General features: G+C 70.9%; 32 protein-coding genes and 1 tRNA gene. 25 read left to right on the plus strand and 8 right to left on the minus strand.

The genetic code is table 11. The features are described from left to right. Positions 1-50 precede the first annotated feature (50 nt). Positions 51-2,561, plus strand: coding sequence for a penicillin acylase family protein (locus HMPREF0063_RS01470; RefSeq protein WP_007076868.1), 2,511 nt, complete (start codon positions 51-53; stop codon positions 2,559-2,561). Between the two features lie 507 nt (positions 2,562-3,068). Here the strand turns inward: HMPREF0063_RS01470 and HMPREF0063_RS01475 are convergent. Next, positions 3,069-3,647, minus strand: a complete 579-nt coding sequence (locus tag HMPREF0063_RS01475; RefSeq protein WP_007076870.1) for a 5-formyltetrahydrofolate cyclo-ligase — start codon at positions 3,645-3,647, stop codon at positions 3,069-3,071. 23 nt (positions 3,648-3,670) lie between these two features. Between HMPREF0063_RS01475 and HMPREF0063_RS01480 the strand changes: the two genes are divergently transcribed. The 9 genes from HMPREF0063_RS01480 to HMPREF0063_RS01520 all read left to right on the plus strand — a co-directional run bounded on the left by HMPREF0063_RS01480 (position 3,671) and on the right by HMPREF0063_RS01520 (position 10,757). After that, entirely contained in the window at positions 3,671-5,050 is a 1,380-nt protein-coding gene (locus HMPREF0063_RS01480) for a UTP--glucose-1-phosphate uridylyltransferase (RefSeq protein ID WP_007076871.1), read from the plus strand. Between the two features lie 5 nt (positions 5,051-5,055). After that, complete coding sequence (glp, locus tag HMPREF0063_RS01485) at positions 5,056-6,378, plus strand: molybdotransferase-like divisome protein Glp (RefSeq protein ID WP_007076872.1); 1,323 nt, start codon at positions 5,056-5,058, stop codon at positions 6,376-6,378. 1 nt (position 6,379) lies between these two features. After that, positions 6,380-6,868 carry a cyclic pyranopterin monophosphate synthase MoaC gene (gene moaC, locus HMPREF0063_RS01490; RefSeq protein ID WP_007076873.1) on the plus strand — a complete coding sequence of 163 codons (489 nt, stop codon included), beginning with the start codon at positions 6,380-6,382 and terminating at the stop codon, positions 6,866-6,868. Then, the gene (locus HMPREF0063_RS01495; RefSeq protein WP_007076874.1) at positions 6,865-7,359 is read left to right on the plus strand and encodes a MogA/MoaB family molybdenum cofactor biosynthesis protein; all 495 of its coding nucleotides are present in this window, start codon (positions 6,865-6,867) and stop codon (positions 7,357-7,359) included. Before moaC ends, HMPREF0063_RS01495 begins: the two co-directional genes overlap by 4 nt. Further along, positions 7,356-7,943 carry a GNAT family N-acetyltransferase gene (locus HMPREF0063_RS01500; protein WP_007076875.1) on the plus strand — a complete coding sequence of 196 codons (588 nt, stop codon included), beginning with the start codon at positions 7,356-7,358 and terminating at the stop codon, positions 7,941-7,943. Before HMPREF0063_RS01495 ends, HMPREF0063_RS01500 begins: the two co-directional genes overlap by 4 nt. 92 nt (positions 7,944-8,035) lie before the next feature. After that, complete coding sequence (sepX, locus tag HMPREF0063_RS01505; RefSeq protein ID WP_007076876.1) at positions 8,036-8,854, plus strand: divisome protein SepX/GlpR; 819 nt, start codon at positions 8,036-8,038, stop codon at positions 8,852-8,854. 41 nt (positions 8,855-8,895) lie between these two features. Beyond that, a tRNA-Ala gene (locus HMPREF0063_RS01510) sits at positions 8,896-8,968 on the plus strand. A gap of 72 nt (positions 8,969-9,040) precedes the next feature. Next, positions 9,041-10,366, plus strand: a complete 1,326-nt coding sequence (locus HMPREF0063_RS01515) for a flavin monoamine oxidase family protein (RefSeq protein ID WP_007076877.1) — start codon at positions 9,041-9,043, stop codon at positions 10,364-10,366. A gap of 10 nt (positions 10,367-10,376) precedes the next feature. Then, positions 10,377-10,757 carry an SRPBCC family protein gene (locus HMPREF0063_RS01520; RefSeq protein ID WP_007076878.1) on the plus strand — a complete coding sequence of 127 codons (381 nt, stop codon included), beginning with the start codon at positions 10,377-10,379 and terminating at the stop codon, positions 10,755-10,757. A 4-nt stretch (positions 10,758-10,761) separates the two neighbouring features. Here HMPREF0063_RS01520 and HMPREF0063_RS01525 read toward each other — a convergent pair whose 3' ends face one another. The 5 genes from HMPREF0063_RS01525 to HMPREF0063_RS01545 all read right to left on the minus strand — a co-directional run bounded on the left by HMPREF0063_RS01525 (position 10,762) and on the right by HMPREF0063_RS01545 (position 13,532). Further along, the gene (locus HMPREF0063_RS01525) at positions 10,762-11,691 is read right to left on the minus strand and encodes an alpha/beta hydrolase (RefSeq protein ID WP_156794005.1); all 930 of its coding nucleotides are present in this window, start codon (positions 11,689-11,691) and stop codon (positions 10,762-10,764) included. 145 nt (positions 11,692-11,836) lie between these two features. Next, positions 11,837-11,959: a type B 50S ribosomal protein L36 gene (ykgO, locus tag HMPREF0063_RS01530; RefSeq protein ID WP_007076880.1), complete on the minus strand. Its 123-nt coding sequence runs from the start codon at positions 11,957-11,959 to the stop codon at positions 11,837-11,839. 23 nt (positions 11,960-11,982) lie between these two features. After that, the gene (rpmF, locus tag HMPREF0063_RS01535; RefSeq protein ID WP_007076881.1) at positions 11,983-12,156 is read right to left on the minus strand and encodes a 50S ribosomal protein L32; all 174 of its coding nucleotides are present in this window, start codon (positions 12,154-12,156) and stop codon (positions 11,983-11,985) included. Between the two features lie 39 nt (positions 12,157-12,195). Continuing rightward, the gene (locus HMPREF0063_RS01540) at positions 12,196-13,290 is read right to left on the minus strand and encodes a GTP-binding protein (protein WP_007076882.1); all 1,095 of its coding nucleotides are present in this window, start codon (positions 13,288-13,290) and stop codon (positions 12,196-12,198) included. After that, on the minus strand, positions 13,287-13,532 hold the full coding sequence (locus HMPREF0063_RS01545; protein WP_007076883.1) for a type B 50S ribosomal protein L31: 246 nt from the start codon (positions 13,530-13,532) through the stop codon (positions 13,287-13,289). The genes HMPREF0063_RS01540 and HMPREF0063_RS01545 overlap by 4 nt, the downstream gene beginning before the upstream one ends. A gap of 56 nt (positions 13,533-13,588) precedes the next feature. Here HMPREF0063_RS01545 and rpmB point away from each other — a divergent pair, with 56 nt between their 5' ends. The 3 genes from rpmB to rpsN are packed head-to-tail and all read left to right on the plus strand — an operon-like array spanning position 13,589 to position 14,300. After that, positions 13,589-13,825, plus strand: a complete 237-nt coding sequence (rpmB, locus tag HMPREF0063_RS01550) for a 50S ribosomal protein L28 (protein ID WP_040320020.1) — start codon at positions 13,589-13,591, stop codon at positions 13,823-13,825. After that, positions 13,825-13,995, plus strand: a complete 171-nt coding sequence (rpmG, locus tag HMPREF0063_RS01555) for a 50S ribosomal protein L33 (protein ID WP_007076885.1) — start codon at positions 13,825-13,827, stop codon at positions 13,993-13,995. The genes rpmB and rpmG overlap by 1 nt, the downstream gene beginning before the upstream one ends. Next, positions 13,995-14,300, plus strand: a complete 306-nt coding sequence (rpsN, locus tag HMPREF0063_RS01560) for a 30S ribosomal protein S14 (RefSeq protein ID WP_007076886.1) — start codon at positions 13,995-13,997, stop codon at positions 14,298-14,300. The genes rpmG and rpsN overlap by 1 nt, the downstream gene beginning before the upstream one ends. 88 nt (positions 14,301-14,388) lie before the next feature. Here rpsN and HMPREF0063_RS15525 read toward each other — a convergent pair whose 3' ends face one another. Both HMPREF0063_RS15525 and HMPREF0063_RS01570 read right to left on the minus strand, forming a co-directional pair. Then, entirely contained in the window at positions 14,389-15,366 is a 978-nt protein-coding gene (locus HMPREF0063_RS15525; protein ID WP_050760878.1) for a DUF4349 domain-containing protein, read from the minus strand. Next, on the minus strand, positions 15,363-15,932 hold the full coding sequence (locus HMPREF0063_RS01570; protein WP_007076887.1) for an RNA polymerase sigma factor: 570 nt from the start codon (positions 15,930-15,932) through the stop codon (positions 15,363-15,365). The genes HMPREF0063_RS15525 and HMPREF0063_RS01570 overlap by 4 nt, the downstream gene beginning before the upstream one ends. A gap of 160 nt (positions 15,933-16,092) precedes the next feature. Between HMPREF0063_RS01570 and HMPREF0063_RS01575 the strand changes: the two genes are divergently transcribed. The 12 genes from HMPREF0063_RS01575 (at position 16,093) to HMPREF0063_RS01630 (ending at position 25,736) form a co-directional block, all read left to right on the plus strand. After that, positions 16,093-16,254, plus strand: a complete 162-nt coding sequence (locus HMPREF0063_RS01575) for a Flp family type IVb pilin (RefSeq protein WP_156794006.1) — start codon at positions 16,093-16,095, stop codon at positions 16,252-16,254. Between the two features lie 161 nt (positions 16,255-16,415). Continuing rightward, a complete protein-coding gene (locus HMPREF0063_RS01580; protein ID WP_040320021.1) occupies positions 16,416-16,613 on the plus strand; it encodes a Flp family type IVb pilin in 198 nt (65 codons plus the stop codon). Between the two features lie 184 nt (positions 16,614-16,797). Further along, a complete protein-coding gene (locus HMPREF0063_RS01585) occupies positions 16,798-17,208 on the plus strand; it encodes a TadE/TadG family type IV pilus assembly protein (protein WP_007076890.1) in 411 nt (136 codons plus the stop codon). Continuing rightward, positions 17,205-18,536: a pilus assembly protein TadG-related protein gene (locus HMPREF0063_RS01590; protein ID WP_040320022.1), complete on the plus strand. Its 1,332-nt coding sequence runs from the start codon at positions 17,205-17,207 to the stop codon at positions 18,534-18,536. Before HMPREF0063_RS01585 ends, HMPREF0063_RS01590 begins: the two co-directional genes overlap by 4 nt. Positions 18,537-18,568: 32 nt before the next feature. Beyond that, positions 18,569-19,255: a Flp pilus assembly protein CpaB gene (gene cpaB, locus HMPREF0063_RS01595; RefSeq protein ID WP_040320023.1), complete on the plus strand. Its 687-nt coding sequence runs from the start codon at positions 18,569-18,571 to the stop codon at positions 19,253-19,255. Next, positions 19,252-20,457: a CpaE/TadZ family protein gene (locus HMPREF0063_RS01600; protein WP_007076892.1), complete on the plus strand. Its 1,206-nt coding sequence runs from the start codon at positions 19,252-19,254 to the stop codon at positions 20,455-20,457. The genes cpaB and HMPREF0063_RS01600 overlap by 4 nt, the downstream gene beginning before the upstream one ends. Next, on the plus strand, positions 20,454-21,857 hold the full coding sequence (locus HMPREF0063_RS01605) for a TadA family conjugal transfer-associated ATPase (protein WP_007076893.1): 1,404 nt from the start codon (positions 20,454-20,456) through the stop codon (positions 21,855-21,857). The genes HMPREF0063_RS01600 and HMPREF0063_RS01605 overlap by 4 nt, the downstream gene beginning before the upstream one ends. Further along, positions 21,854-22,798, plus strand: coding sequence for a type II secretion system F family protein (locus HMPREF0063_RS01610; RefSeq protein WP_007076894.1), 945 nt, complete (start codon positions 21,854-21,856; stop codon positions 22,796-22,798). Before HMPREF0063_RS01605 ends, HMPREF0063_RS01610 begins: the two co-directional genes overlap by 4 nt. 10 nt (positions 22,799-22,808) lie before the next feature. Then, positions 22,809-23,705 (plus strand): type II secretion system F family protein, encoded by an 897-nt coding sequence (locus tag HMPREF0063_RS01615; protein WP_007076895.1) that lies wholly within the window; start codon positions 22,809-22,811, stop codon positions 23,703-23,705. Between the two features lie 249 nt (positions 23,706-23,954). Then, positions 23,955-25,196 (plus strand): alkane 1-monooxygenase, encoded by a 1,242-nt coding sequence (locus HMPREF0063_RS01620; RefSeq protein WP_156794007.1) that lies wholly within the window; start codon positions 23,955-23,957, stop codon positions 25,194-25,196. Between the two features lie 79 nt (positions 25,197-25,275). Next, complete coding sequence (locus HMPREF0063_RS01625) at positions 25,276-25,572, plus strand: rubredoxin (RefSeq protein ID WP_007076897.1); 297 nt, start codon at positions 25,276-25,278, stop codon at positions 25,570-25,572. Further along, positions 25,569-25,736, plus strand: a complete 168-nt coding sequence (locus HMPREF0063_RS01630; RefSeq protein ID WP_007076898.1) for a rubredoxin — start codon at positions 25,569-25,571, stop codon at positions 25,734-25,736. The genes HMPREF0063_RS01625 and HMPREF0063_RS01630 overlap by 4 nt, the downstream gene beginning before the upstream one ends. Position 25,737: the final 1 nt, after the last annotated feature.

The raw sequence follows: 25,737 nt of genomic DNA on the forward strand, positions 1-25,737 counted from the left end.
GTCGCGGGCGGCACCTGCCGGCTCGGCGCCCGTGTCCGGGTCGGGGCACAATGAGGCGGGTGCGACGACTTCTCGTGGGGACGGCCGTGGCGGTCGCGGTCCTGCTGGTCGCGGTGGCCGTGTTCGGCTACGTCACCGTCCGGGGCCCTTTCCCGGACACCTCCGGCGAGGTCCGGCTCGACGGTCTGGATGGTCCGGTCGAGATCCTGCGGGACGGCAACGGCATCCCGCAGGTGTACGCCGACACGTCGTCCGACCTGTTCTTCGCCCAGGGCTACGTCCACGCCCAGGACCGGTTCTTCGAGATGGACGTGCGGCGGCACGTGACGAGCGGCCGGTTGGCCGAGATCTTCGGCGAGGACGCCGTGGAGACCGACACGTTCGTCCGCACCCTCGGGTGGCGACGGGTGGCCGAGTCCGAGCTGCCCCTCGTCGACGACGACACCCGGCGTCTGCTCGAGGCGTACGCGAGCGGGGTCAACGCCTACATCGAGGGCAAGTCCGGCTCGGACCTCTCGCTGGAGTACGCCGTGCTGTCGATCACCGGCGAGGAGTACCGGCCCGAGCCGTGGACGCCGGTCGACTCGATCGCCTGGGTCAAGGCGATGGCGTGGGACCTGCGCAGCAACATGGACGACGAGATCGGACGGGTCCTGGCCGGGACGTCACTGCCGGAGTCCCGGGTGGCCGAGCTGTGGCCCGCGTATCCCGCCGACCACGCGACGATCGTGGACGGCACGGCCCCGGGCCCCGGGGCCGCCGCGCCGGCTGCGGTGGGACCCCCGGCGCCCGACGTGGCGGCGGCCGTCGCGACCCTGACCGATGCGGCGGCGGCTGCGGCGGCGGTCCCGACGCTGCTCGGCACCGGGGACGGGATCGGCTCGAACTCCTGGGTCGTGAGCGGCGACCGGACCGCCTCGGGGGAGCCGTTGCTGGCCAACGACCCGCACCTGGCGCCCTCGATGCCCGGCATCTGGTACCAGGTGGGTCTGCACTGCCGTGAGCTCGACGACACCTGCCCGTACGACGTCGCCGGCTTCTCGTTCTCCGGCCTCCCGGGCGTGGTGGTCGGCCACAACCGCCGGATCGCGTGGGGCGTCACGACCATGTACGCCGACGTCGCCGACCTCTACCTCGAACAGGTGGTCGGCAGCACCTACCTGTACGACGGGGAGCTGGTGCCCCTCGAGACCCGCACGGAGACGATCGAGGTCGCCGGGGGCGACGACCGGGAGATCGTCGTCCGGTCGACCCGTCACGGACCGCTCATCTCCGACGTCGACGACGACATCGCCGACGTGGGCGAGGGGCGCACCCGGGGTGTGGTCCCGGCCGACTACGAGGTCGCCCTGCGGTGGACCGCGCTCGACCCGTCGCCGACCGTCGCGGCGGTCTTCCAGCTGGGGCGGGCGCAGGACTGGGAGGACTTCAGGGAGGCCGCCCGGACCTTCGACGTGCCGTCGCAGAACCTCGTGTACGCCGACGTGGACGGCAACATCGGCTACCAGGCACCGGGCCGGATCCCGATCCGCGGCATGGGCGACGGACGCTGGCCGGTCCCGGGATGGGACCCGCGCTACGAGTGGACCGGCACGGTCGAGTTCGACGACCTGCCATCGGTGCTCAACCCTGACGACGGCATGATCGTCACCGCCAACAACCGGGTGGCCGGACCGTCGTACCCCTTCGAGCTGGGCGCCGACACGGCCGCCGGGTACCGCTCGGAGCGGATCCTGGACCTGCTCTCCGGCCTCGACGACGCCACGGTCGACGACTTCACCACCCTGCAGGCCGACACGTACAACGCGAACGCCGAACGCCTGGTGCCGTTCCTGCTCGACCTCCAGCTCGGGACGCCCTACTTCCGCGAGGGTCAGGACACGCTGCGGGGGTGGGACTTCACCCAGCCGGCCGACTCGGCGGCGGCCGCCTACTTCAACGTGGTCTGGTCGTACGTGCTGGAACTGACGTTCCGCGACGAGCTGCCGGAGTCGCAGTGGCCGGGTGGTGGCGAGCGGTGGTTCAACGTCGTCGACCGCATCATCGACGACCGCGACGCCGAGTGGTGGGACGACCAGGGCACCGAACGGATCGAGGACCGCGACGAGATCCTCGCCCGGTCGATGCAGCTGGCACGCGACGAGCTGACCAGCCGGCTCGCCCGCAACCCGGACCGGTGGTCGTGGGGCGAGCTGCACCGTCTGGAGCTGGTCAACAGCACCCTCGGCGAGTCCGGCATCGGCCTGGTCGAGGCGTTGTTCAACCGCGGCCCGCTGGAGCTCGGCGGAGGCGGCGGCACCGTGAACGCGACGAGCTGGGACGCCGCCGAGGGGTTCGAGGTCACGGCGGTGCCGTCGATGCGCATGGTCGTCGACCTGGCGGACCTCGACGCCTCGCGGTGGATCCAGCTGACCGGCAACTCCGGGCACGCCTTCCACGGCAACTACCTCGACCAGGCGGGACCGTGGGCGGCTGGCGAGACGCTGCCCTGGGCGTTCACGCCCGGCGCGGTCCAGGAGTCCGCGGAGGCGACCCTGACCCTCGTGCCCAGCACCCCCTGAACGTCGATGGTGGTCAGGGGTGCGGAGGTCGGTGGTTGAGGTGCGAGCCTGCGAGCCTCGAAACCACCGGGGGTGCGGGTGCGGGGGTCGGTGGTTGAGGTGCGAGCCTGCGAGCCTCGAAACCACCGGGGTGACGTGATGGTGGGGGCAGGAGTGGTTTCGAGGCTGCTCGTTCCTCGCAGCACCTCAACCACCGGGGTGATGTGGGTCGGGGGGGCAGGAGTGGTTTCGAGGCTGCTCGTTCCTCGCAGCACCTCAACCACCGGGGTGACGTGATGGTGGTTGAGGTGCGAGCCTGCGAGCCTCGAAACCACCGGGGGTGCGGGTGCGGGGGGGCAGGAGTGGTTTCGAGGCTGCTCGTTCCTCGCAGCACCTCAACCACCGGGGTGACGTGATGGTGGTTTCGAGGCTGCTCGTTCCTCGCAGCACCTCAACCACCGGGTGAGGGGATCGGTGGTTGAGGTGCGAGCCTGCGAGCCTCGAAACCACCGGGCGTGAGCCCGCGCCCTACCGGCGGATGCGGAAGACCCCCGCCTCGGTCAGCACCAGGTCGACCGGCACGTCGTGCGGTTCGCTCGGCACCACCGGGAGCAGCTCGTCGGCGTGCACCACCGCGCACCGGACCACCGGCAGCCCGGCGAGGGCCCGGTCGTAGTAGCCGGCGCCGCGGCCGAGCCGGCGACCCGCGTGGTCGACCGCCAGCGCGGGAAGCACCACCACGTCGACGCCGGCCACCGCGTCGGGCCCCAGGCGCTCGCCCTCCGGCTCGCTGATGCCCAGTCCTCCGACGGTGCGGACGGCGGCGGGGTCGAAGAGGACCCAGTCCAGCAGGCCGTCGTCGCGGACCACCGGCACGAGCACCTCGGTCCCGCGGGCGAGGAATCCCTCGATCAGCGGTCCCGTCCCCGGTTCGCTGGCCGTCGACAGGTACACCGCCGCCCGCCGCGCGCCGGCCAGGACGGCCGTCGCCGCGGCGTGCTGGGCCAGTGCCTCGGCCACCGACACGCGTGCCGCCGCGCTGCGACCACGCCGCGCCGTCAGGTGGGCGCGGCGGATCTCGTCCTTGGACGAGGGCAGGTCGCTCACGCCGTGACGCTAACCTAGGCCGGATGGACGGGCTGACCCAGGCGCGACGACGGATGGCCGAGGCCGGTGTCCCGCAGCGTGCGATCGACGTGTTCGGTGACTTCTACGCCCAGCTGGTCGGTGGGGCGACCGGTCTGGTGCACGAGTCCGACGTCGACCCCCTGGACGGCATCGACCACGCATCGGGCGTCGACATCGACCCCGAGGACTGCCGGGCGGCCGCCGCCGTGACCGCCGTCATCAAGCTCAACGGCGGCCTCGGCACCTCGATGGGGATGGACCGCGCCAAGTCCTTGCTGCCGGTGCGGCCCGGGCGCACGTTCCTCGACGTCATCGTCGGCCAGGTGCAGCACGTGCGCCGCGAGCTCGACGTCCCGCTGCCCCTGATCTTCATGAACAGCTTCCGCACGCGCGACGACACGCTCGCCGCCCTGGCGCGCCACCCCGACCTCGCCGTCGAGGGGTTGCCGCTGGACTTCGTGCAGAACGCCGAACCCAAGCTGCGGGCCGACGACCTGACGCCCGTCGACTGGCCGGCCGACCCCGACCTCGAGTGGTGCCCGCCGGGGCACGGCGACCTGTACACGGCGCTGGAGACGTCGGGGATCCTCGAGGCGCTGGTCGCCGCCGGGTACCGCTACGTCACGGTCTCGAACTCGGACAACCTCGGCGCCTCACCCGACCCGGCGATGATGGGCTGGTTCGCGTCGACCGGCGCCCCGTACGCGGCCGAGGTGTGCCGGCGCACGCCGGCCGACGTCAAGGGGGGGCACCTCGTGGTGCGGCGCAGCGACGGACGCCTCGTGCTGCGCGAGACCGCGCAGACCCCGCCGGAGGACGCCGAGGCCGCGGCCGACCTGACCCGGCACCGCTACTTCCACACCAACAACCTCTGGTTCGACCTGCAGCAGGTCAAGTCCACGCTCGAGGCACGCGACGGGATCCTGGGGCTGCCGCTGATCCGCAACACCAAGACCGTCGACCCCACCGACCCCTCGTCGACCCCGGTGATCCAGATCGAGTCCGCGATGGGCGCCGCGGTCGAGGTGTTCGACGGTGCCACGGCGATCGAGGTCGACCGGGCGAGGTTCCTGCCGGTCAAGACCACCAACGACCTGCTGCTCCTGCGGTCCGACGTCTACGACGTGGGCGACGACGGCCGGGTCACCGCCCAGGTGGAGCCCCCGCTGATCGATCTCGACCGGCGCTTCTACACCACCATCGGGGACTTCGACGCCCGCATCCCGCACCCTCCGTCGTTGGTCGGGGCGCGATCGCTCACCGTCCGCGGCGACTGGCGCTTCGGAGCCGACGTGATGATCGAGGGCGACGTCACCGTCGGTGAGGACGGCGACGCGCCCGGGGCGGGCGGCGGCATCCCTGCAGGGACGCGACTAGGCTGACGCCCATGCCCGCAGGAGATGGAGCCTCAGGAGACGAAGGCGCACCCGACGCGCCGTCGTCCGCGGCGCCCGCCGGTCGCGTGCGACCGGCCAGCATCCCCGACGGTCTGCTCACGGTCGAGGACCACCTCGAGAAGATCCTGCGCGGCGTCGGCCCGCTGCGTGCCTACGACCAGCCGCTGGTCGAGTCGCTCGGCCTGCCGCTGCACGAGGACTTCGTCAGTCCCATCGACCTGCCGCGCTTCGACAACTCCGGCATGGACGGGTACGCGGTGCTGGCCGAGGACGTGCGCGACGCCACCCGCGAGACCCCCGTGGTGCTGCCCGTCGTTGGTGAGGTGCACGCCGGCAACGCCCGCCCGTTCGCCATCAGTCCCGGCACGGCGGCCAAGATCATGACCGGCGCCCCGTTGCCCCGGGGGGCCGACGCGGTCGTGCCCTTCGAGCACACCGATCGCGGCGGTCACAAGGTCGCGATCCACCGGGCGCCCACCGAGGGGCAGTCCATCCGTCGCGCGGGCGACGACGTCACCGCCGGCACCACCGTGCTCACCGCGGGCACCGTGCTCGGAGCCCGCGAGATCGGCCTGCTCGCCTCGCTGGGTGCGGCGCGGGTCAGTGCCCGGCCGCGTCCTCGGGTCGTCATCCTGTCCACCGGCAACGAGCTGCGGGACCCCGGCGCCCACCTGGAGTACGACTCGATCTACGACGGCAACAGCTACATGCTCGCCGCGGCGGTGCGCAGCGCCGGCGCCATCGCCTACCGGGTCGGTGCGGTCAGCGACGACCCCAAGGTGTTCCGCCGGGTCCTGTCCGACCAGCTCGTGCGGGCCGACCTGGTGGTCACCAGCGGTGGCATCAGCCAGGGCGAACGGGACGTCGTCAAGCAGACCCTGAAGGCGCTCGGCACGGTGGAGTTCCACCAGGTCGCGATGCAGCCGGGCAAGCCGCAGGGCTTCGGCAAGGTGTTCGACGAGCAGACACCCATCATCACGCTGCCCGGCAACGGGGTGTCGGCCTACGTCAGCTTCGAGGTGTTCGTGCTGCCCGCGCTGCGCCGCATGATGGGCCTCACGCCGTACCGGCGCCCGATGGTGCACGCCGTGCTGGCCGCCGACATCAACTCCTCGCCGGGCCGGCGCCAGTACGTGCGCGCGCACTTCGAGGTCACGCACCGCGGAGCCAAGGTGACCCCGATCAGCGGGGCGGGGTCGCACCAGGTGGGGGCCCTCGCGCAGGCGAACGCGCTGATCATCGTCGGTGAGGACGAGACGGCCCTCAACCTCGGCGACACCGTGCGCACCCTCGTCCTCGACCGGCCGTTCTGACGTGGCCGATCCCCGAGGTGGCGACCGACTGACGCACGTCGACGAGACCGGCGCCGCCCGGATGGTGGACGTCGGCGGCAAGGACGTCACGGCCCGCTCGGCCACCGCCCGGGGACGCGTCGAGGTCAGCGCTCGGGTGGTCGAGCTGCTGCGGGGCGACGGGATGCCCAAGGGCGACGCGCTCGGCGTCGCCCGGGTCGCCGGCATCATGGCCGCCAAGCGCACGCCGGACCTCGTGCCGCTGTGCCACCCCATCGCGATCAGCGGGGTCGAGGTCGACCTGCAGGTCACCGACGACGCCGTGCTGGTCGAGGCGACCGTACGGTCGGCCGACCGCACCGGGGTCGAGATGGAGGCGCTCACCTCGGTCACCGTGGCCGCCCTGACGGTCGTCGACATGGTCAAGGCCGTCGACAAGCTGGCCCGCATCACCGACGTCGAGGTGGTCGCCAAGTCCGGCGGCCGGTCCGGCGACTGGCGACGCACGTGAGGGCCGTCGTCGTGGTGGCCTCCGGGCGTGCCTCCGCCGGCATCTACGAGGACACCACCGGGCCCCTCATCGTCGAGGCCCTGCGGCAGTGGGGCCTCGACGTCGGTGACCCGGTCGTGGTGCCCGACGGCGACCCGGTCGGACGTGCCATCGCCGCCGCGGTCGCCGACGGCGTCGCGGCGGTCGTGTCGACCGGCGGCACCGGCATCAACCCGACCGACCGCACCCCCGACGTGACCCGGCCGCTGCTCGACCGGGAGCTGCCGGGCATCGCCGAGGCGATCCGGGCGCACGGGATCGCCCAGGGCGTCCCCACCGCCATGTTGTCGCGCGGCGTCGCGGGAGTGGCGGGGTCGACCGTCGTCGTCAACCTGCCGGGGTCGCGTGGCGGGGTCAAGGACGGCCTGGCCGTCCTGGCGCAGGTGCTCCCTCACGCCGTCGACCAGGTCCACGGCGGTGACCACGCTCGCACGTCGGAGGACGACGGGTGAGTCGCTCGTGGCCGGTCACCCTGGAGTCGGGCCGGGTCGGCGTGCGACCCCTGAGACGCCGTGACGCGACCGCGTGGGCGCGGCTGCGGGCCGACAGCGCCGCCTGGCTGACCCCGTGGGAGGCGACGCTGCCGCCGGAGGGCGGCCGGCCGGCGACCTCGTACGTCGCGATGGCCTCGATCATGCTGCGGCGGGCGCGACGGGGCGACGCCATGCCGTTCGTCGTCACCTGGGACGGCCGGATGGTCGGTCAGGTCACGGTCAACGGCATCACGTGGGGCTCGGCGCGCTCGGCCAGCATCGGCTACTGGATCGGACGCGGCCACGCGGGCCAGGGCATCATCCCCACCGCGGTGGCCCTGGTGTGTGACCACCTGTTCCTCACGGCCGGGATCCACCGCATCGACATCGCCGTCCGACCCGAGAACGACCCGAGCCTCGCGGTGGTCCGCAAGCTCGGTTTCGACGACGTCGGCCTCGCCCGCCGGTACCTGCACATCGACGGCCGCTGGTGCGACCACCGGCTGTTCCAGCTCGTGCGGGAGGACGTCGGCACCACGGTGCTGGCGCGGCTGACCGACTAACGAGCGCCAGCGCGCCCGACGGGGCGAAGATCTCGGGCGACACACGCGGTCCCTCCCACGATCGGGACCCGATCCCGCCTACCGTCGTACCCGTGGTCGGAGGAGCGAGCGGACTCATCTTCGCGTTCGTCGTCATCTTGTGGGTGGCGTACGTCGTGCCCGTCGTGCTGCGCCGGTACGACGAGGCGTCGAAGACCTCCACCCTCGGATCCCTGGGATCGCTGAGCCGGGTGATCCCGCACCCCGGTCGGGCCGTGGCCGAGCCCGCGGTGGTCGCCGAACCCGTGCGACCGACCTCGCTCGACCCCTCCGCCGCGCCTGCCGCCCGGACGCTCGACCGACCGGCTGCACGGCTGGCCGCACGCCGTCGTCGGCGCGTGCTGATCACCTTGGTCACGACCCTCGTCGTCACGGCCGTCGCCGCGGTCGCCGGCTACGTCGCCGGCAGCTGGGTGGCCGCTCCGGCCGCGCTGATCGTCGCCTGGCTCGTGGCCTGCCGCATCCAGGTGCGCGGTGAGCGTGGCATCGGCAGCCGTCGCGCCCGCGAGGCCTCCCCGGTGTCCACCTCGGCCGACGAGGAGCAGACCGTCGTCCTGTCCGGTCAGTTCGAGGACGTCGACCCGGGACGCAGGCACGAGATGGAGACCGTCGCCCTCGAGGCCGACGCGCTGGAGGAGCGGCTCACCATCGCCGTCCCGTCGGTGTCCAGTACCGGTGAGGCGCTGTGGGACCCCCTCCCGGTCACGCTGCCCACCTACGTCACGAAGCCGCGGGCCGGTCGCACCGTCCGCAGCATCGACTTCGGTCAGCCCGGCACGTGGACGTCGGGTCACGTCGAGGGTGAGGACACCGAGCTGCCGGGCCGCCGGGACGACGACGGTCACGGCGAGCAGCGCGCCGTCGGGCACTGACCGGCGCCTCCGGACCCGGTGGTAATCTGAGCGACGCACCTGGGGCATTGGCGCAGTTGGTAGCGCGCTTCGTTCGCATCGAAGAGGTCAGGAGTTCGAATCTCCTATGCTCCACCCGCAGGTCAGGCCCCCTCGACATGATCGTGGGGGCCTGACCCTTTCCTGCCGCCGGTCGCGGGGCACCGCATGACGCCCGGACACGGGGTCGACGTCGTGGTGGTCGGAGCGGGCGTGTCCGGCCTGGTGGCTGCACGCGACCTGCGGCGGGCGGGGTTCGACGTGGTGGTGCTGGAGTCCGCCGATCGGTGCGGAGGTCGCACCCTGACCCGGACGTCGGTGCTCGGCTCCCGCCTCGATCTCGGCGGGCAGTGGATCGGTCACGACCACCACCGACTCGCCGCCCTCTGCGACGAGCTCGGTGCGACCCGCTACCGCATGCAGAGCCCTCGGATCCCCGTCGTGCTCAACGGTCCGGACCGGGTCCGTCCGTGGTCGCCCACCGTCCTGCTGGCGCTCGCGCTGTTCGTGGTGCTGGAGGGCGTCCGCCGCGCGCGTCGTCCGCAGCGGTGGGCAGCGGTCAGCATCGACGACTGGCTCTCGCGCGTGCCCGGCCGGGCCCGCCGGCTGCTGGAGGTGGCCGGCCACATCGCCTGGACCACGGACCTGCGCCGGGTCTCCGTGACGGCCATGGTGCACATGATCCGGACCCAGCACGGGGTGGTCGACATGCTGACGAGCCGCGGCGGCGCCCAGGACGGTCTGATCGTGGAGGGCACCGGGCACCTCGTCGACCATCTCGTCGCCGAACTCGGTGCGGCGGTCCGCACGGGGACGGCCGTCACGGCGATCGTGCGGGACCCCGCCGGCGTCACGGTGCGCACGACCTCCGGTGAGTTCCGGGCACAGGCCGTGGTCGTGGCCGTCCCGCCCCCGACCGCCGCGCGCATCGCGCACGAGCCGCCCCTGCCGGAGCCCCGCGGGCGGCTCGAGCAGGGCACCGCGATGGGCGCGGTCTACAAGGCGATCGCGATCTACCCGACGCCGTTCTGGCGGACGACGGCTGCCGCCGAGACCGTCCACCTCGACCGTCCCGGGTGCGGGGTGTTCGACACCAGCGCCCCGGACGGCCCGGGTCACCTGTGCTTCCTCGTCGGGGGTCCGGACGCCCGCCGGCTGGACGAGCTCGCGCCGGCCGAGCGGCGCCGGCTGCTGCTGGGACGCCTCGCCGAGCGGCTGGGCTCCGGCGTGCTCGATCCGGTGGAGTGGCACGAGAAGGCGTGGCACCTCGACCCCGACGCCGGCGGCGGCTACGTGGCCCTGCCGATGCTGGGCGCCGGCGTCGACGTGCTCCCGATGCCTGCAGAACCTCTCGGGCGGGTGCACTGGGCCGGCACCGAGACGGCTCGTGACCACCCCGGCTACATCGACGGGGCCATCGAGTCGGGGGAGCGAGCGGCGGCCGAGGTCGTGGCCGTCCTCGCCCGACCTGCCGGGGCGACCGACCCGGCCTAGCGTGGTGCCCATGACGCGCACCTGCACGGCCAGCTCGGTGGCCCCGGCAGAGACGCTGTGGGCCCTCGTGGCCCGGCCGGACCGCTGGTCCACGTGGGCACCGCACGTGCGCGGTGCGTGGGGGCTGGGTTCGCCGGAGGTGGAGGCGGGGCGTCGCGGTGCCGTGCGGCTGCTCGGTGTGCTGCCGGTGCCGGCTCGCATCGATGCGGTGGAGCCCGGCCGGTCGTGGGCGTGGATCGTCGGCCCGGTGCACCTGGTGCACGCGGTCGAGCCGGCGCCCGGCGGTTGCGTCGTCTCGATGACGCTGGACGCACCGGCACCGGTCGAGGCGGCCTACGGCCCGGTGGTGGCGTTGTTCACGCGCCGGCTGGCGGAGGTGGCCGCGCGCTGAGACGTCAGGGCTGTCGGCGACCGCCGACCGACGGCTTGCGCCACGGTGCCGGCCCCACCAGGCCGTGGCGGCGCAGCCAGTCGACCTGTTCGCCGGCCAGGACGTCGCCCGCCGGTGTGTGGAACGGCTCGAAGTGGTCGACGTCGTGCACGTGCAGCTCGGCGCCGGGAGCGCGGTCGGCGAGTCGTTCGATCGCCCGGGCCGAGACGGTCACGTCCCGCTTCCCGCGGGCCACCCACACCGGGCAGCGCAGCCGTGCCGCCAGACGGACCGGACGGTGCAGGGCCACCACGGCGAAGACCCCGGGGGAGATCTCGTTGCGCCACGGCGATCCGTCGCCGGTCGCCGCGGCGAACCCCTCAGCCTCGCCCTCGAAGGTCATCGCGGCGAGGTCACCGGGGCGTCCGGTGACGGGGATCGTGCGGTGCCGACCGGCGAGGTCGAGCACGGCGCGCGCCAGCACCCGCACCGCGACCAAGGGGGAGCGGCGCACGGTCCCGATGACGCGGGCCAGCCCGTCCAGGAACGGCGCGACCAGGATCAGGCCGGCGACGTGGGCGTCGCGCGCGGCGACGGTGACGGCGGTGCCACCGGCGAAGGAGAAGCCCCACAGCACGATCCGGTCGGGGTCGACGCCCGGCAGGCTCCGGGCGAACCGCATCGCGGCCGTCAGGTCGTCGCGCTGCTCGCCGATGCGGAACCGGCCCCGCGGCGTCCCCCCGGAGTCACCGAGGTGCCGGAAGTCCATGACCAGCGCGGCGGCGCCGGCCTCGGCGAACGACTCGGCATAGCGGGCCAACCCGTCGTGCCGGGTGAGGGAGAAGCCGTGCGCCATGACCACGCACGGCACCGGCCCGTCCGCCGGGGCCGGCCGGTAGAGCCACGCGGCGACCTCGTCGTCGCCGGAGGTGAAGGTCAGGTCTTCGCGGTCCATGGGGGCAATCTGCCAGCCCCGGCGCAGGCCCGCCACCCACCGCGGCACCCGCACCCCTCACCTCCCCGCTGGCAGTGACGATTCTGCCCCTGATCGGGCCGAATCAGGGCCGAAACGTCACTGCCAGCGGGGAGGGGGGCGGTGGTCAGCCCTGGCGGGCCTTGAGGCGCGGGTTCTGCTTGTTGATGACATAGGTACGACCGCGCCGGCGGACGATCTGCGAGCCGGGCTGGTTCTTGAGCGAACGCAGGGAGTTGCGGACCTTCATGGTGGTACTCCTTCGGTGGGTGTTCAGAGGCGGTCGACGTCGACCAGCCCGGCGTGCACGGCCCGCACGAGGCGCCTCGGCACCCGGACCTCACGGCCGTCGACCGTGACGGGCACGAGGTCCGGGGGTGTGGCCTTCCACTGCGAACGGCGGTGACGGGTGTTGCTGCGGGAGGTCCTGCGCTTGGGGACGGCCATGGTGGCTCCTCCTGGGGTGACGGATGTGGTGGCGGGTGGTCAGGCGGCGCGGCGGATGTCGCCGAGCCAGGGTTCGAGGCCGTCCTCGGTGGTGCTCCAGGACAGGCCGTGGGCGGCGATCTCTGCGTCGGTCAGCAGGCAGGACTCGAAGGTGCGGGCCAGCTCCTCGTGGTCGTCGTCCAAGCCGGTCACGATGATCCGGGTCAGTCGCTCGAACCGGCCCCACGGGGCGGCCGTGCCGACGCTCAGCTGGCCGCCGGCACCGTCCCACGCGCAGATCTGGCTCGGCCTGGTCGGCACCCAGAAGCAGCCCCTGGAGCGGCGTCGGCCTCCGCCGAGGGCCTCGATGTTGGCCAGCAGCCGCTCGGGGTGGAACGGTCGGTCCGACCGCAGTTCGGTCGTCCACACGTGCGGTGAGCTGACGTGGGGGATCGGCTCGCGACGCACCACGTCGACCCAGTCCTCGGTGACCTCGTGGTCGTGCATCCGGCCGGTCAGGGCGGTCGGGTCCAGCTCGCTGGCGTCAGGGACGAGCAGCACGCCCGGTCGGGCGAGCGCACGGACCAGGTCGCGGTCGGCGTCGGCGATCTCGCCCCGGACGACGATCGCGTCGGCGTACTCGACCAGTGCGGCGTTGGTCTCGGCCACCCCGCGGGTGTCGTCCTCGCTGGAGTGGAGTCCACGTTCGTACAGCAGGTCGTCGCCCAGCAGGTCCTCGTGGGTCCGCGGACCGTCCAGCGCCGACACGACGGCGCTGATCCGCACGTGCGGCGCCGCGGCCGGGTGCATCGCGATGACGCGGCACACCTGCAGGGCCTCGACCCCCACCGGCAGGTGGGCGACGATCGACCCCCATCGTCCCGACGCGGCGAGCCGCTCCAGGGTCGGGACGATGTCCTCGCGCAACGCGCAGCTGACGCAGGCGTGCTCGAGATCGTGGTAGACGTGCTCGACGACGCCGGTCAGGTCGCTGACCAACCGGGTGAGCCGCTGGGTGGACACGTCGAGGGTGTGCCGCATGACGGCCGCCTGAGGCAGGTCCCACTGCATGCCCAGGACGGCGGACGCCATGGCGTCGTCGTCGATGCCGGTGACCAGGACCACCGGGGTCGTGGCGACCTTGCGCGCCCTCACGAGTCGTTCCCGTAGCGGCGCCGGAACCGCTCGACCCGGCCCTCGGTGTCGACGACCCGACCGCGGCCGGTCCAGAAGGGGTGGCTCGCGGCCGACACGTCGACGTCGACCACGGGGTAGGTCGATCCGTCGAGCTCGACGGTCTCCTCGCTGGTCATCGTCGACCGGGTCAGGAAGGTCAGGTCGCCGCTGCGGTCGCGGAAGACGACGGGGTGGTAGGTCGGGTGCGTGTTCTTCTTCATGGGACTTTCCGATAGTGTTGATGAGAACGATTGTCATTCTACAGAAGGAGCACGAGATGTCACGCGTGTGTCCGGTGACGGGCGCCCAGCCGGGGTTCGGTCACCACGTCTCGCACTCGCACCGCCGCACCAAGCGACGGTTCGACGTCAACATCCAGCGCAAGCGGTACTGGGCGCCGACCCTGGGCCGGCACGTCACGCTGACGCTCAGCGCCCGGGGGATCAAGACCGTCGACCAGCGCGGCATCGACGCGGTCGTGGCCGACCTGGCCGCCCGCGGGGTGACGTTCTGATGGCGCGCAAGGGCCATGACGTCCGGCCGATCGTGAAGCTGAGGTCGACGGCCGGCACCGGCTTCACCTACGTCACCCGCAAGAACCGTCGCAACGACCCCGACCGCATCGTGCTGCGCAAGTTCGACCCGGTGGTCAGGCGACATGTCGACTTCAAGGAGGAGCGCTGATGGCCAAGCGGAGCAAGATCGCCAAGAACGACCAGCGTCGCGAGATCGTGGCCCGCCACGCTGAGCGACGAGCGGAGCTGCGCGCCGCGAGCAAGGACGTGTCGTTGCCGATGGAGCAGCGGATGGCCGCATCGCGGGCGCTGGCGAAGCTGCCGCGCGACTCCTCGCCGGTGCGGCTGCGCAACCGCGACCAGGTGGACGGCCGGCCCCGCGGTCACGTCGGCAAGGTGGGGCTCTCCCGCATCCGGTTCCGGGCCGCCGCCCACGCCGGCGAGCTCCCCGGCATCACCAAGTCCAGCTGGTGACCCCCACGTCCCCGCTGGCAGTGACGATTCTGCCCCTGAACGGGCCGAATCAGGGCCGAGACGTCACGGCCAGCGGGGAGGTGAGGGATCAGCGGTGCCGGAGCCTGCGGACCCACCAGAACGCCAGCAGCAGGGCGGCGCCGATGCTCGCCCACGGCAGCACGACACCGGCACCCCGCACGACGGCGTTGACCGTCGACACGACGCTGTTCCACCCGGACTCCAGGCCGCCGAGGAAGCCGTCGGGCTCGACCGTCTCGACCCGCGGCGACGCGGAGAACGTCACGTCGACCCGCGACAGCTCGACCTCGTCGGTGAGCGCGTCCCGCTCGGCGCGCAGGCCGTCGAGCTCGGCCTGACGCTGCGTCAGGGCGGTCTCGGCCTCGATGACCTGCTCGCTCGTCGCGGCGGTCGCGAGGATCTGGGTCAGCCGGTCGACCGACACCTGCAGCGCCTCGATGCGGGCGTCGAGGTTGGCGCCGACGCGGGTCACGTCCGAACGCTGCACCGACGCGGTCTCGACCTCCCCGTACTCCTCCAGCTGCGCGAGGGTGGCGGTCACCTGACCCGCGGGGACCCGTGCGGTGACCGAGGCGAACTCGTCGGCGTCGGTGCGTGCGTCGATGCGTCCACCGGCGCCCTCGACCCAGGCCGAGAAGTCCCCGGCCGCCTCCCGGGGATCGTCGACCACGACACCGGCGTTCGCCGTCGTGATGACCTCGCGGTCGGTGTCGGAGACGGCGTCCTGGGCCGCGAGCTCGCGGGTCGCGCCCTCGTCCATCGGGGTCGACGGCAGTATCTCGGCGCCGCCGAGGGCCTCGGGCGCCGCGAGGTCAGGGGCCACGGCGGCGGTGTCGAAGCCGTCGGAGGCCGTCATGGCGTCGTCGTCACCGGCCAGCTGCAGACCTGCCAGGCCCCCGCCGAGCACGACCACGGCGGCCAGGGTGACGCCGGCGAGGCGTCGTGAGCGGCGGCCGCGCCGGGTCAGGTCGGCGTCGACGGCCGACATCACCCCCAGGCGCATGGTGGCGATGCGGTCGTCGTCGAGGGGGGTCAGGGTGTTCATGCGGGCTCCCGGATGGCGTGGAGGTCGGCGCGCAGACGGCTGCGCAGGCGGGACAGGCGGTTGCGGACCGCCGCGTGGCTGAGCCCGAGGTCGCCGGCGGCCTGCTCGTAGCTGTGGTTGCCGTCGACGCACAGGTCGTAGATCCGGCGGTCGGTCTCCGACAGCCGTGCGACGGCACGGGCGATCTCGTCGCGGACCTGGGCCGCGACGACGTCGGCCTCGACCGATCCCGGCGCCGGCGCGTCGTCGGTCAGGTCGGTCTGGCGCGCCTCCTGCCGCAGGCGACCGCGGCGGGCGTTCAGGGCGGTGTACCGCGCGGTGACCAGCAGCCACGGCAGCAGCGACTCGTCGACGACGTCGATCCCGTGCAGCTTGCGCCACGCGGTGATGAACACCTCCTGGGTGACGTCCTCGGCCAGGTCGTCGTCGCGCACGACCCCGAACGCCTGCCAGTAGACCGCACGGACGTGCCGGTCGTAGAGCTCGCTGAACGCCGTGCGGTCGCCGGAGCGGGCACGGCCCAGCAGGGCCCGGTCGTCGGGCGCCGGCGTCGAGGTGGGTTCCACGGTGGTCCTTCCGCGTGACGGTCTACCTGATGATGTCCGGTCGGCGGCCGATCGTCTCGCGATCGGTCCGGGGGGTGGTCACTCCGGGCCATTTCGGGACCAAGACCCTGACAAGCACGTGACCTTGGTCATATTCTGGGTGTGGGAGAGGGAGACTGCCATGGAGCGACGACTGCGTCGGCGCGGGGACGAAGGTGCCTCGGCGACCGAATACGCACTGATGGTCAGCATGATCACGTTCACGGTGATCGCGATCAACGCCCTCCTGGGCGGCATCGTGGCCGGGTTTTTTGCTGACCTGACGGCCCTGATGGGCGGTTGACCCGGCCGCAGGGTGTGACCTCGGTCACGAAGATGGCTCCGAAGAACTAGAAAAGATAGTCCGTAACTTCCAAGACAACTGAGTCGTTGTACTCTAACTTTTTCTTCAGGGAGAGCCACCAACCCGGTGGCGAAAGCAACACCAAACTGAGGGAGTACATCATGACCAAGCTCAACTTCGTTCTCGCCTACGCGATGTCCACGCTCGTCGCGGACCGCCGTGAGGACAAGGGCGCCACCGCCGTCGAGTACGCGCTGATCGTCGCCGGCATCGCCGTCGGCCTGCTGGTGGCCGTCCAGGCCTTCGGCACCGCCCTGGCGACCTTCTTCACGGGTCTCGGCGCGCAGATCGGTATCTGATCTAGGCCCCGCAGAACGGGCCGGCCGGTTGTCCATGTCGGCCGGCCCGTTCTGCATCCCGGCCCCCCAGGGCCGGGACCCCCGGGGCGGCGGAACAGGGAAGGGAGACCCTGGACCGCACGCGGGACCCGCCTCCGGGCGGTGAACCGCAGGCGCCCCTCTGCTGCAGAGGGAGAGCAGTCAGATGAGCAACATCACGCGCACACGCGCACCGCACCGCCGGCTCGGCCGCGGCGCCAGGGCCCGCGACGAGCGAGGCGCCGCCGCGGTCGAGCTGGCGCTCGTCGCTCCGATCCTGATCGCGCTCGCCGCCGGGATCGTCGACTTCGGGTTCCGCTACCAGCAGCACATCCAGTACACGAACGCCGCCATGCAGAGTGCGCGGGTCATGTCGATCACGAACAACTCCGACACGGCCACCACCGAGGCCCGGTCGCTCACGACCGCAGGCGTCGCCGTGACGGTCTCCGCCGGAGGCTGCGGGGTCGGTCAGAGCTCGGTGAGCGTGACCATCCAGGGCACCCGCGACACGTTGACCGGCCTGTTCGGCCAGACCTTCACGGTCCGAGGGACGGGACAGGTCCGATGCGAGTGAGCCGACTGCTGCGCCCGAGCACGATCCACGAGGACCGTGGTGCCACGGCCATCATCACGGCCGTCATCATGACCAGTCTGTTGAGCATCGGCGCGCTCACGATCGACTACGGGGCCGCATCGCACGTGCGCCGGCAGACCCAGAACGCGGCCGACGCCACCACGCGCTCGATCGTCGAGAACTGCGCCAAGCAGGCTGCAGCGGCCGGCCAGAACGTCCTCGACGGCGCGTGCGTGAGCGCCACGGGTACGGCAGACGCCTCCACGATCGTCCAGGGGAACGCCCCGGGCTCGGCGCCCGACGCCCCCGTCATCGGCGGCGCCGGACGCGAGGTCTCGGTCACGGTCGCCGAACCGGTCGACTACCGCCTCGCCCAGCTGCTGGGCAAGGACTCCGACGTCGTCCGGTCGTCCGCGACGGCCGAGTGGACCAACCTGCGGCCGGTCGAGGGATTCCCCGTGGTGCCGTTCGGTGTCGCGCAGTGCACGTACAACGACTTCAGGCCCTCGGCCGGCAACGTCGACGGTGCGCGGACCCTGATCCGCTCCGACGTCCTGCAGACCGTGCGCAGCCTCGTGAACAACGCGACCGGCTTGCTCTCCGGTATCGCGGGTTTCCTCCGGGGCATCCTGTTCCCCGTCAACGACCTCATCGGGGCCATCACCGGGTCCGATGCGGAGTGCGGTGACGGGTCGGCCAACGATGTCCTCGCGATGCAGGGCGGAGCCTGGCTGACCGAGGCGATCGACCTCGATCTCGTCGGAGCCTCCTGCGACATCGACACCAGGATCGGCGTGCTGCTGTACGCCAGCAGCACCCTGCACGACGTGCTCACGAGCCGCTGTGCCGCGCGCTTCGGGACCCAGATCCGTGCCGGCGACACCATCCTGCTGCCGATCTACCGGCCCAAGGAGGTCCTCACCAACGTCACGGGGGCCTTGGGTCTCTCGATCCAGGCCTGCGGCAGCGGTGTCAGCGGCAACTGCGTCAAGGTGCCGCCGAACCTGGGGGCCGAGATCGTCGGCTACGCACCGTTCAAGGTGACCGGTTGGCGGTTCGGCAGCAACTCCAGCTCGGACCCGTTGGCGCCGACGTGCAACAACATCACGATCTCGTTGCCGCTGCAGCAGCTGCTGTCGCAGCTCCTCCTCGTGGGCCCGCTGCTCAACTTCGTCCTGGGTCTACTCGGCTTCACCGTCGTGGAGGCGTCGGTCGGCTGCAACGGGATCCAGGGCTACTTCACCAAGTCCTTCACGAAGGACCCCAACTTCGAGTACGCGGCGGACGGTGCCGACTTCGGCGCCGGGCTGGTGCGGCTCAAGAACTGACCATGCAGATCCTCGGATAGGGAGACGAGATCATGAAGAAGAAACTGATGGCCGCCGTCATGGCGGGAGTCCTGGCCGTCGCGGGAGTGGCGCTGCTGGTGCTGTGGGCGATGAACGCGAACGATCGAGCCTTCGACGGCGCCGAGCTGGTGACCGTGGTGCGCGTCGTGGAGCCGGTGCCGCAGGGCACCAGCGCCGCCGAGCTCGCGGGCCTGGTCGAGACCGACGAGGTCCCGGTGACCTCGGTGCCGGACGGCGCGATCGAGTCCGTCGACGAGGTGGCAGGGCTCGCCGCCACGGCGCGGCTGCTGCCCGGTGAGGTGGTGCTGCGGGCGCGGTTCGCGGCCCCGGGCGACTCCGGCGCCGGCAAGGTGGATGTCCCCGCCGGCCTGCAGGAGATCACCTTCAGCCTCGAGGGGCAGCGGGTGGTCGGAGGCCAGGTCAAGGCCGGCGACAAGGTCGGCGTGTTCGGCACCTACGACCCCGAGCAGGGCGACTCGTGGGCGAACCTGGTCAGCCACGACGTGCTGGTGACCCGGGTCGACCAGGCCACCACGGCCGACGCCTCGACGGCGATCGCCGTCACCGTGGCCGTGGGGACCGAGCTGGCCGAGAAGATCGCGTTCACGATGGACTTCGGACGCATGTGGCTGTCGCTGCAGAACGCTGACACCGACAAGAGCGGCGAGCGCGTCATCATCGGGGCTGATCTCCAATGACGCGCACGCTGATCCTCGGCGGGGACGACGCTCTGATGGCCCGCATCAACGTGCTTCCGGGCACACAGGTCGTCGCCCTCAGCAGCGAGACGATCCAGGCCGAGCGCTTCGACCTGCTGCGGAGTCTGGACCCGCAAGCGCTTCCGGACCTGATCATGCTCTGTGAGGAGCTGCCCATCGAATGGTCCCTCGAACTCGCACGCGCCACCGACGAGCGGTACCCGACGATCGACCTGGTGCTGGTCGGCGAGTACTCGGCCGAGGTGGTGGTGGAGGCCATGCGTTCAGGCGTCCGCGACATCGTCACGCCCGAGGCGCCGGACTCCCGCCTGGTCGAGGTGCTGCGTCGTGCCGAGCAGCACCGGGTCGCGGGTGCCCCCCTCACGTCCACGCCGGGTGCGGCCGTGCCTGCGGCCGTCAACCCGGAGGACACGCGGGTGATCGTCGTGGTGTCGCCCAAGGGTGGGGTCGGCAAGACCAGCATCTCGACGAATCTCGCGATCGGTCTGGCCGAGCAGCATCCGTCCGAGGTGGTGCTCGTCGACCTCGACCTGCAGTTCGGTGACGTGGCCTCGACGCTCAACATCAACCCGACCTCCACGATGGAGCACGCGCTGACCGACGAGGCGGCCGAGGACACCTTCGTGCTCAAGACGATGCTCGCCGTCCACCCGTCGGGATTCCACGTCCTGCCGGGCGCGGACTCGCCGGCAGCGACGGAGCACGCGACCGGTCGCCAGATCCGGCGACTGATCGAGCAGCTGGCCACCCAGTTCGCCTACGTCGTGGTCGACACCGCCGCAGGGCTCGACGAGCCGACCCTGGCGGCGTTGGAGGTCGCTGACGACGTGATCGTGGTGTCGACCATGGATGTCTCGTGCGTGCGGGGTGTGCGCAAGGAGATCGAGCTGCTGTTGCAGCTCGAGCTGCTGCCCGCCTCCCGGATGGTGGTGCTGAACCTGGCCGATCGACAGTCCGGCATGAGGGTGAAGGACGTGGAGGCCGTGATCGGTCTGCCCGTCGACGTCGTCATCCCGCGGGCGCCGGAGGTCCAGCTGGCCTCCAACCACGGCGAGCCCATCATGCTGAAGGGCCGCAAGAAGGGCGGACCGTTCGTCAAGGCCGTCCACCAGGTCATCGACCGACTCGCGCGGCAGGGCAAGAGTGCCGACGTGAAGCACCGGAGGGTGGAAGTCGCATGAGTCTCAGCGATCGTCTCGCCACGGCACGGGACCGGGCCGAGTTCAGCAGCGTCGTGACGGCGACGGCCACCGCGGCGGGTGTCGAGCCGGGCGCCGCGCCGGTGGCCCTGAAGGTGACCGACGCGCTGGCGGGGGTCAAGGCCCGCGCGGTGGAGGAACTCTTCAAGCGGCTCGGAGCGCGGATCAACGACTCCTCGCTGACCGAGGCGCAGCTGGCGGAGTTCGTGCGGGAGGAGCTCAACCAGATCATCGACGACGAGCAGCTGCTGCTGACGTCCGACGAGCGCGGACGGTTGATCCAGGACATCGAGGACGACGCGCTCGGACTCGGTCCGCTGCAGCGGGTGCTCGAGGACCCGAGCGTCACGGAGGTGATGGTCAACGGCCACGACTGCATCTACGTCGAGCGCAACGGCAAGATCGTGCTCAGCGGGCTGAAGTTCACCTCCGAGGCCCACCTGCGTCGAGCCATCGAGCGGATCGTCAGCCGGGTCGGGCGGCGGGTGGACGAGTCCTCCCCGATGGTGGACGCACGTCTGCAGGACGGGTCGCGGGTCAACGCCGTGGTGCCTCCGCTCGCGGTCCGTGGATCGTCTCTGACGATCCGCAAGTTCTCGGAGACACCGTTCACCGCCAAGGACCTGATCGAGTTCGGTTCGATGACCGCGCAGATGGCCGAGCTGCTGCGAGGCGCGGTGGAGGCCCGGCTCAACATCCTGGTCAGCGGCGGCACGGGCACCGGCAAGACGACGTTGCTGAACGTGCTGTCGGGGTTCATTCCGGACGGCGAGCGGATCGTGACGATCGAGGACGCCATCGAGCTGAAGCTGCAGCAGGACCACGTGGTCCAGCTGGAGTCTCGGCCGGCCAACATCGAGGGCTCCGGCGAGGTCTCGATCCGCGACCTGGTGCGCAACTCCTTGCGCATGAGGCCGGATCGCATCGTGGTCGGCGAGTGCCGTTCCGGCGAGGCGCTCGACATGCTCCAGGCGATGAACACCGGCCACGACGGGTCGATCAGCACGCTGCACGCCAACTCGCCGCGGGACTGCATCGCGCGACTCGAGACCCTGGTGCTGATGGCCGGGATGGACCTGCCGCTGCGGGCGATCCGCGAGCAGATCGCCTCGGCGGTCGACCTGATCGTGCAGATCCAACGGCTGCGGGACGGGACCCGACGGATCACCCACGTGACCGAGGTGCTCGGGATGGAGCAGGACATCGTGACCCTGCAGGACGCGTTCCTGTTCGACTTCTCGGCCGGCATGGACGAGCACGGCCGATTCGTCGGCGTGCAGCGTCCGACCGGTGTGAGACCACGGTTCACCGAACGCTTCGAGGAGCTCGGCATCCACGTACCGATGGACTCCTACGATCCGGGGCAGGTGAGGGTCCGATGAGCGCGGCGCTGGTCGCGGGACTGGTGCTGGTGGCGCTCGCGCTCCTGCTCGGTTCGTACCTCGTCGTGGACGGATCGGCGCCGCGGATCTCCAAGGAGCGACGGACCGGTCGACCCGAAGCCTCACAGGAGCCGCTGACGAAGGTGATGTACGGCCAGCTGGTCGACGTCATCGATCGATTCCTCCGCAGCAGCGGATGGAAGCCGTTCCGGACCAGTGAGCTGGAGCTGGCCGACATCAAGGTCCCTGCTGCGCAGCTCGTGGCGTGGGTGTTTCTCGGGTCCGCGGCCGGATTCCTGGCCGGACTGGTCCTGCGGCAGAACGTCTGGCTCGGTCTCGCTGCCGCCGTGATCGCCCCGGTCGGGGCCAAGATGTGGGTGAAGATGCGGACGGCCAAGCGTCGCCGGGAGTTCAACGCCCAGCTCGACGGGATGCTGCAGATGCTGGCGTCCTCGATGCGCGCGGGCCAGAGCTTCCAACAGGCGATGGGGTCGTGCGCGCGCGATGCCGACAGCCCGATGCAGGACGAGCTCACGCGCATCCTCAACGAGAACCGCCTGGGCCGCGACATCATCGCCTCGATGAACGACACCGCAGAGCGGATGGAGTGCGAGGACTTCGTGTGGCTGGCCGAGGCCGTCGAGCTGACGCGCGAGAGCGGAGGCAACCTCAACGAGATCATCGACCGGGTCGCACAGATGATCCGTGATCGGTCGGAGATCCGCGAGAAGGTGCACGCCTACGCCTCGGAGGGGCGGTTCAGCTCGTACATCCTGATGAGTCTGCCGCTGCTGATCGCGGTGGCGTACTCCTTCATCACGCCGGGCTACCTGGACCCGCTGTTCTCGACGGGTCTGGGGCTGGCCCTCGTGGGTGGCTCGGTCGTCATGTACACCATCGCGTTCCTGTGGATGCGCATCATCGTGGACATCAAGGTCTGAGGAGAATGCCGTGATCGTCATCGCTGTCACCCTGCTGGGGCTCTCCCTGGCTGCCCTGTGTGTCGCCCTCGGTCTGATCCAGACGACCGACGCCAAGACCCGCGAGCGTCTCGTGGGAGTGGAGTCGGGCGGCGTCCATGTCGCCAATGACGGCCGCACCGGTCTGGCCCGTCTTCAGTTCGAGGGACCGGAGGATGCGGCACGGCTGGTCATCCCGATGCGGCTGCGCACGCGGCTCGAACGCAATCTCATGCTGGCCGGGTACCCGGCGGGCTGGACCTGGCAGAAGATCCTGATCCTGAAGATCGCGGCACCGCTCATCCTGGCCGTGGCGATGAGGGAGTTCGCGTTCAGCGAGTTCTCGATGGTCAACACGACGGTCGGGGTCGGCTCGGTGATCGTGGCCTACCTCCTGCCGGATCTGCTGCTGTCGAGCCGCGCCCGCGAGCGGCAGGCTGCCATGGAGCTGGAGCTGCCGGATGCGCTCGACAAGATCGTCATCTCCTTGGAGTCGGGGCTGGGGTTCGAGTCGGCCCTCATGAACGCTGCCGAGACCGGCAAGGGCGATTTCGCCGACGAGCTCGTCCGGACGCTGCAGGACATCCAGGTCGGCATGCCTCGGCGGGCCGCCTACGAGGCGCTGGTGAACCGCACGGAGTCCGAGGACATCAGGCGGTTCGTGCGGAGTCTGATCCAGGCGGAGGAGACCGGAGTCTCGGTGTCGACGGTGGTGCGCAACCAGAGCGCGGACATGCGCATGAAGCGCAAGCTCCGCGCCGAGGGCAAGGCGCAGCAGGTCTCGGTCAAGCTCCTGTTCCCGCTGATCTTCTGCTTGTTCCCCGTGCTGTTCGTCATCGTGCTGGCGCCCGGCGTGATGACGGCCATCGAGGGGTTCAAGGGCCTGTGAGGTCTCGGCGACCGGACCGGGCGGACGCGACCGGGTGATCTCGGGGCGCCGGTGCCCGCGGCCCCTATCCGCGGTCGCACCGGCGTCTCTCTCCCGGGAGACCCGCTCCCTCGGGGGCGCGCCCGGGCCCGCCGAGGGAGGTGGGCCCGGGACCGCGTCAACGACGGGCGGTGATTTACATGTCACATACACTTGTCAAGTCACTTGACATGTCATACCTTGATGTCAAGCAGGCATCAGGAGGATGACATGGCAGTTTCGACCGTGGTCGACGGACAGACCATCACGTGGCGCGACAAGAAGAAGTACCTCTGGATCATCGGAGCGATCGTCCCGCTGATCCCGCTCATGATCTGGGGCCTCTTCGCGGCCACCGAGTGGAGCGTGTGGTGGTACTTCGGACCGTTCTTCGTATTCGTGCTTGTGCCGATCGCCGACCTCATCGCCGGCCTCGACGCCGAGAACCCGCCGGACGAGCTGATCGAGACGCTCGAGGAGGACCCGTACTACCGCTGGGTCACCTACGCCTTCATCCCGTTGCAGATCGCCGGGTTCCTCTGGGGCTGCTTCCTGCTCGGTGACGGCACCTTCTTCGGCTGGGACCCGTTCGCCGCGTCCGTCCTCCCCGGCATCACCGACAACCTGGCCTGGTACGACAAGCTCGGCCTGGCCACCGGCATGGGCCTGGTCGCCGGCATCGGCATCAACACCGCCCACGAGCTGGGTCACAAGAAGGAGGAGCACGAGCGCTGGTTCGCCCGCATCGCGCTCGCGCAGACCGCCTACGGCCACTTCTACATCGAGCACAACCGTGGACACCACGTGCGCGTCGCCACGCCGGAGGACCCGGCCAGCGGCCGCATGGGGGAGACCGTGTGGGGCTTCATGCCGCGGACCGTGTTCGGCAGCCTCAAGAGCGCGTGGGAGCTGGAGAGCAAGCGGTTCGCACGGCTCAAGAAGTCCAAGTACACGCTGAAGAACGACCTGATCAACGCCTGGATGTTCACCGTCATCCTGTGGGGCTTCGCCCTCGCCGCCTTCGGCCTCGCGATCTTCCCGTTCCTGGTGGTGCAGGCGATCCTCGGCATCTGGCTGCTGGAGTCGGTCAACTACCTCGAGCACTACGGCATGAAGCGGCAGAAGCTGGAGTCCGGCCGGTACGAGCGGGTCAACCCCTCGCACAGCTGGAACAGCAACAACATCGGCACCAACGTGCTGCTGTACCACCTGCAGCGCCACAGCGACCACCACGCGAACCCGACCCGTCGCTACCAGGCCCTGCGCGACTTCAAGGACGCGCCGGTGCTGCCGACCGGGTACGCCGGGATGATCGTGCTGTCGTGGGTGCCGTGGATCTGGCGCTCGGTCATGGACAAGCGGGTCGTCGAGCACTACGACGGCGACCTCTCCAAGGCCAACATCCAGCCCCGCATGGCCGCCCGCTACGAGCGCAAGTACGGCTCGCCGCCGAAGGAAGAGGTGGCGGCATGAGCGAGCGTCAGCGAGCGATCAACGGCACCCCCATGCCGGCACCTCCGTATCGTCTCTTCTCCTCCACGGAGGTGGCGGCATGAGCGAGACCGACCTGAGCGGTCAGTACGTCTGCCCGAACTGCGAGTACGTCTACGACGAGGCCGTCGGCGACCCCCGCGAGGGCTGGCCGGCCGGCACGCCGTTCGACGAGATCGATCCCGACTGGACCTGTCCGGACTGCTCGGTGCGTGAGCAGGTCGACTTCGTGCCGATCGAGCAGTTCGAGGGCAACGACCAGGACGGTAACGTCATCAGTGCCGAGACCCGCGCAGCCGCGTGGGGAGCCAAGACGCGTGCCGCCCGTGCGGAGGCACAGCGGGAGGAGCAGCAGTGAAGGTCTGGGAGTGCCAGCAGTGCGGATTCGTGTACGACGAGGCGCAGGGCTGGGAGGAGGAGGGCTTCCCGCCCGGCACCAAGTGGGAGGACATCCCCGACGACTGGACCTGCCCCGACTGCGGCGCGGCCAAGGCCGACTTCGCCATGGCCGAGGCGGCCTGAC

The organism is Aeromicrobium marinum DSM 15272, from assembly GCF_000160775.2.
In the GTDB taxonomy this organism is placed as follows: Bacteria; Actinomycetota; Actinomycetes; order Propionibacteriales; family Nocardioidaceae; genus Aeromicrobium; species Aeromicrobium marinum.